This is a genomic window from Hoeflea sp., from assembly GCF_039975035.1.
GTDB lineage: Bacteria > Pseudomonadota > Alphaproteobacteria > Rhizobiales > Rhizobiaceae > Hoeflea.
On sequence record NZ_JBDWHW010000043.1, the window covers coordinates 1 to 8,521 of the forward strand.

8 protein-coding genes are annotated in these 8,521 nt (G+C 54.9%); 6 read left to right on the forward strand and 2 right to left on the reverse strand.

What is annotated here, in order from left to right:
• The coding region (locus ABJN75_RS03550) for a hypothetical protein (protein ID WP_348436920.1) at positions 1-1,854 on the reverse strand (1,854 nt) is incomplete at its 3' end.
• A 339-nt stretch (positions 1,855-2,193) separates the two neighbouring features.
• A complete protein-coding gene (locus ABJN75_RS03555; RefSeq protein ID WP_348436922.1) occupies positions 2,194-2,328 on the reverse strand; it encodes a hypothetical protein in 135 nt (44 codons plus the stop codon).
• Positions 2,329-2,841: 513 nt separating this feature from the next.
• On the opposite strand from ABJN75_RS03555, the gene ABJN75_RS03560 reads away from it, so the two are divergent.
• The 6 genes from ABJN75_RS03560 (at position 2,842) to ABJN75_RS03585 (ending at position 8,394) form a co-directional block, all read left to right on the forward strand.
• Positions 2,842-3,753, forward strand: a complete 912-nt coding sequence (locus tag ABJN75_RS03560) for a hypothetical protein (protein WP_348436924.1) — start codon at positions 2,842-2,844, stop codon at positions 3,751-3,753.
• Between the two features lie 84 nt (positions 3,754-3,837).
• A complete protein-coding gene (locus ABJN75_RS03565; RefSeq protein WP_348436925.1) occupies positions 3,838-4,317 on the forward strand; it encodes a hypothetical protein in 480 nt (159 codons plus the stop codon).
• On the forward strand, positions 4,317-6,410 hold the full coding sequence (locus ABJN75_RS03570; protein WP_348436927.1) for an ATP-binding protein: 2,094 nt from the start codon (positions 4,317-4,319) through the stop codon (positions 6,408-6,410). The genes ABJN75_RS03565 and ABJN75_RS03570 overlap by 1 nt, the downstream gene beginning before the upstream one ends.
• On the forward strand, positions 6,403-7,179 hold the full coding sequence (locus tag ABJN75_RS03575) for an ATP-dependent Zn protease (protein WP_348436929.1): 777 nt from the start codon (positions 6,403-6,405) through the stop codon (positions 7,177-7,179). Before ABJN75_RS03570 ends, ABJN75_RS03575 begins: the two co-directional genes overlap by 8 nt.
• Before the next feature lie 295 nt (positions 7,180-7,474).
• Positions 7,475-7,705, forward strand: coding sequence for a hypothetical protein (locus ABJN75_RS03580; RefSeq protein ID WP_269389961.1), 231 nt, complete (start codon positions 7,475-7,477; stop codon positions 7,703-7,705).
• A gap of 401 nt (positions 7,706-8,106) precedes the next feature.
• Positions 8,107-8,394 (forward strand): hypothetical protein, encoded by a 288-nt coding sequence (locus tag ABJN75_RS03585; RefSeq protein WP_348436932.1) that lies wholly within the window; start codon positions 8,107-8,109, stop codon positions 8,392-8,394.
• The last annotated feature ends 127 nt before the right edge of the window (positions 8,395-8,521 follow it).

An 8,521-nucleotide genomic window follows, 5' to 3' on the forward strand; every position in this document is an offset into this window, starting at 1 on the left:
TGCGGCGGTTGGCAAGGCTTTGCGATCAATGACGAACTTTTGAATCGGGCTCTTAAACTCTGCCTGGGCTTCCTCCCTCGCAAGCCTGACGGCTTTACGCTGGTCGGCCTCCGCCTGTTCGACGGTCTTAGCGAGTTGGACTTCAGATGCGGCTAGAATGGCTGCACGCTCCTCCTCGTTCCGCAATTTTTCCGCCGCACTTGCAGCGTCTCGCACTTCGTCAGCCCGGTTCTGCTCCTGTTCCGCACGGCTTAATATTTCAGCCATGTTCAACTGTTTCACGATTGCAGAGTTTCCGAAGCTTTCATCCTGAGCAATACGTCTGGCAGCTTGAAGTGTTAGCGCGTTCTTGCCCTGCATTGTAAAGTCCTCAAGGGGGCCAGCGACCTTCTCCATGCCCTCCCGGAAAAAACCGAACCACTCAGCGTCTGGTTTCACTGCCGCGAAGCAGTTCGTAAGAAGCTCGCGACCCGCTTTTTCAGGAGGTATAGACTGGTCCTTTAAAAGCCACGCTATGGTGGCGATCTGGCCGAGCGCAACAATAGGCGGAAAACTGTTGTGGCCCAACGACCGTTGTTCAATCAAATATCGCCTTGAAGCGGATGCGAGGAAACGGTTCGATGTAACAAACACGAACCCACAATCTGCCAGATCACGAGCCCTGTTGCCCCGCCTCAATCGCATTACCGAAGCCAAGAAACCGGCGTCATTCTGTCGATTTTGTTGGCTATAAGGACGTCCCGAAGCATGCGATCCTGCGAACAAGAATTCCGAAAAACCACGTTCGTCGATTTGAAATCGAGCGTTCGCCAGCGCATCCTTTTCGAGATCGCCAGCAGGGAAAATATTAAACGCAGCGAGCCGCTCGGGAAAGGCGTTCTGAAGCATCCGCAGGTCGGTAGTACTAACCTCTCCGGCCGCTATCGCCGCAGCGGTTTCACCTTCAAGCTCCCTACCAGTGTCTTTGATATAGACGATGGTGTCTATAATGCCACTGACCTCAGCTTCGTTTCCGGAGAAGTAGCGTATTTGGAAACCTAAATCCTGAAGATAGCGGGTTAGCTCCTCCGTTGCGGTACGGAGCATCTTACCCGAGCACCCGAGCTGCCTCAGCAGAACAGCTGTGTCGTATAATACCGTAACTGGCTTCTGCAAGTCGATCTGCCCGATGGCAGCAACCGAAGAAATGAAGTCCTCGATCAGGACACCCATAAAGATATTCAGTATCTTATTGAAATGGTTGTCGTCACTCTCGTCGTGAAGCTTACGGATGAACGCACCAACAACGGCTATCTCAATCGACGTGGGGTCTAACAGAGCGTTTTTTATTTTAACAATTCGGCTACTTGATTTGTCCGTGCGAACTCGCAGGAATGCGATGAGTGCGTTTCCCCAGTTGCCCGAGGGTGGGGGTACAGTGAAACCCACTTTGCGCGCGTGGTCCTCCAACAGAGATACGATATCGTCAAATTCCGTCTCGATCTCCGATTTTACAACGTCGAACTTGCCTCCGTGAGAAACAGCGAAATGTGCTCGGACGTTCTTACGATACTCCACGAACTTCTGCTGTTGCAGGGCCTCAACAAGCTGATCGATAGCGTAGAGCGGAATCTCGAAACCGAAGCTCGCTTTGAGATAAGATTGAATGCCGTCAGAGGTGACTTGCCTTCCTGCAATTTGGTTTGTGTAGGGCGCTATGAAGGGGACAAGGCAATCTAGCGCGTCACGAACCGGGTTTGAACTGATCTCGGTGCGCTTGAACGCGGCATAGAGAAATGCATACGCCTTCGCCTCGCGGTCGGCACCCTTGAGGTCAAATAGATCTTCAATCGTGGTCTTAGCTTCGCCGTTCATATCACTACCCCCCTCGGCAACCTATCAGCACGCGCGTGAGGGGCAAGTGAAGGATTCACATTTGGATCTGGTGTTTTAAAAGGTGTTCCAAGCTAAAAGGTGCGCGCCTTGGACTGCTAGATGACTGCGTGCGCACTCTGGGCATTGGCTATCCTGACGTCCGCACTGTCTGCTTCGCACTCAGACGCGGTCGGGCAGCAAACCACCCAAGTTAGACATCTTTTCTGACTGGGCAAACGGCAGCTTCCAGATAGTATAGGAGCAGGCCGAACGTCCGCCATGGGGGCGCAAAGCTGTCATTGATGAGGGGTAACGATTGTCAGTTCAGGCCACCTCAACTTACTTTCTGAACGGAACCACTTTTAATCCACTGCCGGCAAATTTCCACGGCACTTGAGCTACAAAATGCAGCGACGGCTTCTTCAAAAGCGATCCTGTCGCGGCGAACAATTCATCCCAAATGATCAGTGTCATGTGGACTATTCTTTCGCTGTTCTCTCAAAATACCCGCGTCGCTTGTTAACCATCCCGGAGCTCTTGTTCCGGATACGTTCTTTTTGCCTTGCCGGATAAGCAACTCCGGACTATCTGTTGATTGTCGCAATTAAATGTATTTCTGCAGCGACTTAACGGCCCCCGCCGATGCGACAACATCGAACGAGGGCCTGACCCGCAACCTTCTCTCGAAAGGCCCAAGGCTATGTTGACCTTTATCGCTATCTCCCCCGATGGGGAAGACCAATCGCATTTCTCTCCTGTTGATGCCCGATCGCGGCGATGCTTGATGATGACCGGCGATCTATCGCCGTCACCCGTTTCTTCTTCGCGCAACTGATCGTTTCACATCACAGCGATCACGCCCGGTTCTTCGCCGACATCAGCGGTACAACTGCCCGTTCGGGGTAGCCAATGCGGAAATTATTTCCGCTTCTGCACCGCTGTGCCTGCCTGGATGCTGCCGTCATCGCTGTCCAACAGGAGATTTCCATGACCAAGATCACACTTAAGACAACCACCGTACCCGTGTATGCGCATTGCGCTGACTCTCCGGAACTGAAGCAGCAGTTCGACGCATTCATTCAGGAACTTATCGACCCCTCACTCTCGGCAGACGCCATGGCACAAGCACTATCTAGCGGCATTGATGACCTTGCCACTGTACTTCGGCCACTGCCAGTACTTGAGGGCAGGCTGATCGAACTTGGAATCGCCGCTGTGGCCAGATGCAATCCGGACCTGAAGGTGCTGACGCAGAACCTGCGACTACCAGTGTCGCCAGCGGCGCTGCAACTCGTGGAGATGAATGACGCCGAGAATTTCAGGGCGTTGACGTTCGATGCAGATTCAGTCGGTCGCAAGACTTACACGCCCGACTTTGTCATTCTCAATCAGCGCACAAACACGGCGCATGTCGTGGACGCAAAGCGCAGTGTCTACACCTATGACCGCCTGCGGCTTGACGACTTGCAAAATCGGATGAAAGCAGCAGGCCTAATCCTGCCGGATTTCCTCTACAAAGAACATCGACGCCTGAACGTCAAAGAAGTCAGGGTCGTCATCCTGACGGCTGACAATCGGAAGACGGACCTGAACGGAGGTATCTGGCATCTCTCGCAGCTGGACCACCTGGTTCAAGTTGAAGGTGCTGGCGCAGCGATCGCATCTTTGCAGGCAGAGTTTCGCTCTCGTGTTGACGAACACTGGAAACAGGCGTGCGCGGCTTTCGCCCAGGCCTGTCATTCGCCGATAGCACCCCCGGGTAAGTCCGAGGGCACGTTCTATGAGGTGGAGACTGATGACGAGGATAATCAGTCTTCTGACGACGCCGACGTCATGGACGCCAGCGGCAATGCGCAGCTGATCAAACTGGGCTTCGCTCAAGCGCCCACCCGTCACTGACGGACACCTGGTTCCACTCACTCAACAACCTTTTTGTTCACGACACCCGCCGATCCCAACGATCCGGCGTAGGAGAAATCTGTCATGCGTAAATCCGATCCCACCACCAAAAGCAATGTCATCGCGTTTCCAAAGCAGCAGCGGAAGCATCCTTCCGCTACCTCGGTCCACCCTCAAAAACCTCTTACGCGCACGTCCAAGCGGCGGCAGAGCAAACCCTCACCCGAGTTCCGACCTCCGCTTCACGCATGCACCGCAAATGACGCGCTGCACCGACATCGCCGACGAATTGAAATCCGGACAATGAAAGGCAACCCGACGCCTGAGCTGATCGACGAGCTGGCTCCGGGGCTTGTCCGCAACATCCTTCGCTGCGCCGGGTCAGTTGATACCGGAAAGGCCGAGCTACCCAAACATCTGAAGCGGCGGCTTGATCTGATGTGCCGCTTCAAGCATCCCGCCGCCCTGATCCTGAAAGACTGGCTCGATGGAAACAGACGGTTCCTGCCTGCCAACATCCAGACAATTGCAGACTTTTCCACATGCGCCGAGGAGCAAGAGTGATGAGCAAGATCAGCAAACGCGCCTCCAAATATCTCGTTGCTCGCCTGAAGCGCGCAGCACGGCTGGAAGCCTTCGGCCGTGCCATGGACGCCGGCATTCTTGAAAGTCAGCCGCTAGCCAACAGCGAGCACAGTGGGGTGGTCTGGAACCTTGTGGCCGACAATGCAGCGCTGTTTTCCGGTGATGTCGATCAGGACCGGGGACTGGTCCAGTCCCTTCTGAAGGAATCTTCGCGAAACAGGAAGCAGATCGAGAGACGGATCGAATCTGGCGAGTTCGATGCATTCAATCTGGATGAAGAAGATTGCGCTGACGAAACTGTCGACGCATCCGACACCTCCACTGGAAATGCTGCAGGACATTCCGACACGCTACCTCAAGCTGGCGGTGAAAGTGCGCTGTCCTCAAACATGACGTCCAAAGTAAACGGACCGATGACGGGAAAGGGTACGGCGACCAATTTGCCTTTCCAGGACATGGCAGCACTTCGGGATCATGTCCTGTCGATTGTGGCGGGCTTTGCGTTTGCGTTGAAGGTTCAAGAAGTCTCTGCGGCGCTGCTGCTCGCACGGGCAATTGAGCAGGATGAGCATGCAGTCGATCGACTGCTCTCGATTATGAAACGGAAGAAATCCATTGTTGCTGTCCAGGTCCCAGTCAGGGACTTCGAACGACACTTCGGCTATCTGCTCGAAGATGGCTTGGCGTTGCCGTTTCATGTGTCGCTCGAACCGATCGCCGAAGGCCCTACTCTGACCGGACGCTTCAAGGCGCTCGCCGACGCAACGCCGCGGAAATCCTTCAGCTGTTTCGGGAGCGCTTCCTTGAAACGTTACAGCGATGATGACGAACTTCGCACGATCGTCTCAAAGAGGATTTTGACTGCATTCAAACCTCTCATCATCTGCGATGAGCGCGATCGGCCACTGCCAGCACGGCTTGTCACTGTCGCGGACATGGTGATCACGGGAAACAACATCGATGCAAGCTTGATCGCTGATGTTCTTGCGATCTGCCACAAAATTCCGATCGGTCGCTCATGGTTCCTGATGAACGAGCTCGACTTCCAACCACAACATCTCGGCACTGATGATCTCGCGATCGCCATTCGTCCTGGTCGGTCGCTGACCAAGATCATGGCAATTCTCTCGACGCTTGAAGCCGAAAACCGCGCCGTGGCCGAAGCCAAAGAGGACGAAGACAAGGAGGGCCGATTGGGCGCTTTGCTAAAACGCTCTGATGCAAAGAAGCGCGAAAAATATTCGGGCTGCTTCGACATCATCGAGCCAGTCAAAGAACTGGCCGCGCCAGAAGCAGGCAAAGGGCAGACGGCGAAACAATCTGCCAAACCGTCCACGGGAAAGGATCACTTGTTCGTTGAACGGCTCGCCGGATATGGCGATGCCCAGCAGTGGGCGCTTGACCTCAAGACTGACCTTGACGAGTTCAGGAACGGTGAAGTGGAGTGGTCTGACCTCAGCTCACGGCTGCTGCTCTCTGGGCCGCCCGGCACTGGCAAAACGACTTTTGCCCGGGCACTTTGCAACACTCTGGGTGTCCCTTTGATCGCGACGTCTGTGGCGAGATGGCTGGAAGCGTCGAACCTTGGCGATGTTCTGGCAGCTATGAACGCCACTTTCGAGCATGCCACTCACAACGCTCCTTGCATCCTGTTTATCGATGAAATGGACAACATTGGAAACCGCGGAAGCAGTGACCGGCCTTACGATGACTACTGGTCGAGTCTTGTGAACCGCGTACTCGAATTGCTTGATGGTGCCTCGAAAACCGAGGGCGTCATTGTCGTTGGCGCGACAAACAGGCCCGACAAGATCGACCCTGCGCTCTTGCGCTCTGGTCGGCTTGAGAAGCACATCGTCATCCCGCAGCCAGATACGGCGGCCCTGGTGACAATCATCGCGCATCATTTGGGAAGTGATCTCGATGCGGTCTTGAACAGCAGTGAGGTCGGCAGCTCCATCGGTCGCATCAGTTCGGCTAGGGCTTTGCCCGAACACAGCCACACCACCATTGTCGGCAACGGCAGTGGTCAACTCCACGACAGCAAGGAAGGAGTACTCATCAATGGATAAATCTCATATCTCTGTCGCAGTGCCCGATTTGAACTCAGCACTCTTGCCTTTGGCGTTGGCTGCCGCTGGTAGCACAGGTGCAGACGTCGAGCGTCTGGTCCGCGAAGCACGCCAGAAAGCCCGTCGAGAAAAGCGGCAGCTCACTTACAGCGACATCCATGCAGCGCTCACCGCAGGCCAGATGGCAATGCCACCGGAGCTGATCTGGCGCATTGCTGTTCACGAAGCTGGCCATGCGCTGGCGTGGACTGCATTCGACATCGCAACCGTTTCTACCGTGACCGTTGGAAACGGGTCTGGCGGCTACGTCGAAAGCGAAATGCGACGGGGTGTTGTCCAGACTCAAACCTGGCTCAATCAGATGATTGCTTGCGCACTTGCCGGACAAGCAGCGGAAAAGCTCATCTTTGGCGAAGCTGGTGTTGGCGCTGGTGGAAGTGAAAGGTCTGATCTTGCGCGAGCGACAAGGTTTGCGACTGACGCTGAAACGAACGTAGGTTTCGGCAGGGCTCAGCCGTTGCTCTATCGATCATTGGAAGAACAGCCATCAATGCTCTCACTTGATCGGCAGCTTGCGCAGCATGTTCATGACCGGCTTGAAGCTTCAGAGAGGATGGCTCTCGAACTGCTATCTCGGCATCACGATGCATTGTTAGCACTGGCAACCCGCCTTGCAGAAGCAAAGACCCTTGATGGCGGCGAAGTGAGAGCACTGCTTGCTCAGGAAATGAATGCCACCGCAACGGGCTCCAAAAAAGCGGCGCCTTGAAACTGCGATTCAGAATTCGGCTTCCGCGTTACCAAACTCGGCGCCCGCGATTCCAAAGTAGGCCTTCGCGATTCTGAATGCTGAAACGGCGAGTCCGACCCAGGATTCGACGTTTCGGAAATCAGTCCCCGCGTTGCCAGATTCAGCCTTGGTGATTCCGACTTCAGCGCAGCCGTTTCCAACCTAGGAATCTGCGATTCACTTCAGACGATCAGCGGCCTTCACGATCATGATTTGCGTGAAGGCGTGAATCAGCTAACCCAGAGGCAGGGCGGGCCCTCGTTCAGGAAGGCTCATGATGACAAAAAGGCACAAGCGGAAACCCGAACTGACGTCTGCACAGATCGATGACCTCGTCGCCTGGACGACAGACTTGCATAAAGACCTTGTCCCGCTGCTTTGCGAACTGAAGCCCCAGTCCGAACATTACAATGCAGTCGTTGACCTGAGCGATGCTCTGGCACGGACAATCCGTAAGGTCTCGGGCGATGAACCCAAATGGATGCAGCCCCGCATCAGCCGTTGACGCCAACGGTAATTCAGTCCCGTGGATTCTGGCAACGGCAAGTGGCGGCGGCAGGGAAACCAGCAAACAACGCGCCGCAATTTGATATCCATTAAAGCAACGTGCAGGTGACCCGATTCAAGTCATCGCGACGTCAGCGCAATCCGCAATGACGTGCGGGCGACTCGAAACAAGTCATCTCAATTTATCCTGCCGCGATTCTTGAGTCGGTCTTGCCGATTCGAAACCGGGAAACCGCGATTCCTCTTAGTACGCCGTTTGTGGCAATGGGGTTGGAGACATAGAAACCAAGCCCGCGGACCACCCCCCTTCCAGATTGTCAACATTGGGAGGCAAACGACGTTTGTTGCTTGCATCGCCGGCCATCAGACTGGATTTCCGCGATGAACAGGGAGATCAGGATGACAAGAAAAACAAATGGGGACAGAAATGCCAAGCAGCGTGCCCGCCAGCAGAGAGTGAGAGATGAGGCCCGTTTTCGCTGTCGGCCGTCGCGAGATGATCTGGCCCGCATGCTGCTGTGGAAAATGATCATGAGTGCCGAGAAGCACCATCTAGGACAACGCCAGGCGCTGGACCGGTTGCGCGATGAGATAGTTGATGGCCTTGAGCTTCAGGGGTTTGATGTTCGTGAAAGCGAAGATGTCTTCGAAGAACTTGCTGCACGTTACGCCGAGGGAGTGTCATGAACTCTGTGTATCTGGCCTGGCCCATGCGGGTTTCAGATACGGTCACGCGTTGAAGCGCTCCCCGAACATGATAGCAAACTGGTTTCTGGCTGCAAACCATTCCCGGACATTGCGGCCGCCTTTCTCG

What these genes read in the sequence shown, in the direction of transcription:
- ABJN75_RS03555 (WP_348436922.1), bottom strand. Translation starts at nt 2,328, where the DNA reads ATGACACTGATCATTTGGGATGAATTGTTCGCCGCGACAGGATCGCTT.
- ABJN75_RS03570 (WP_348436927.1), top strand. Translation starts at nt 4,317, where the DNA reads ATGAGCAAGATCAGCAAACGCGCCTCCAAATATCTCGTTGCTCGCCTG.
- ABJN75_RS03580 (WP_269389961.1), top strand. Translation starts at nt 7,475, where the DNA reads ATGATGACAAAAAGGCACAAGCGGAAACCCGAACTGACGTCTGCACAG.
- ABJN75_RS03575 (WP_348436929.1), top strand. Translation starts at nt 6,403, where the DNA reads ATGGATAAATCTCATATCTCTGTCGCAGTGCCCGATTTGAACTCAGCA.
- ABJN75_RS03585 (WP_348436932.1), top strand. Translation starts at nt 8,107, where the DNA reads ATGACAAGAAAAACAAATGGGGACAGAAATGCCAAGCAGCGTGCCCGC.
- ABJN75_RS03565 (WP_348436925.1), top strand. Translation starts at nt 3,838, where the DNA reads ATGCGTAAATCCGATCCCACCACCAAAAGCAATGTCATCGCGTTTCCA.
- ABJN75_RS03560 (WP_348436924.1), top strand. Translation starts at nt 2,842, where the DNA reads ATGACCAAGATCACACTTAAGACAACCACCGTACCCGTGTATGCGCAT.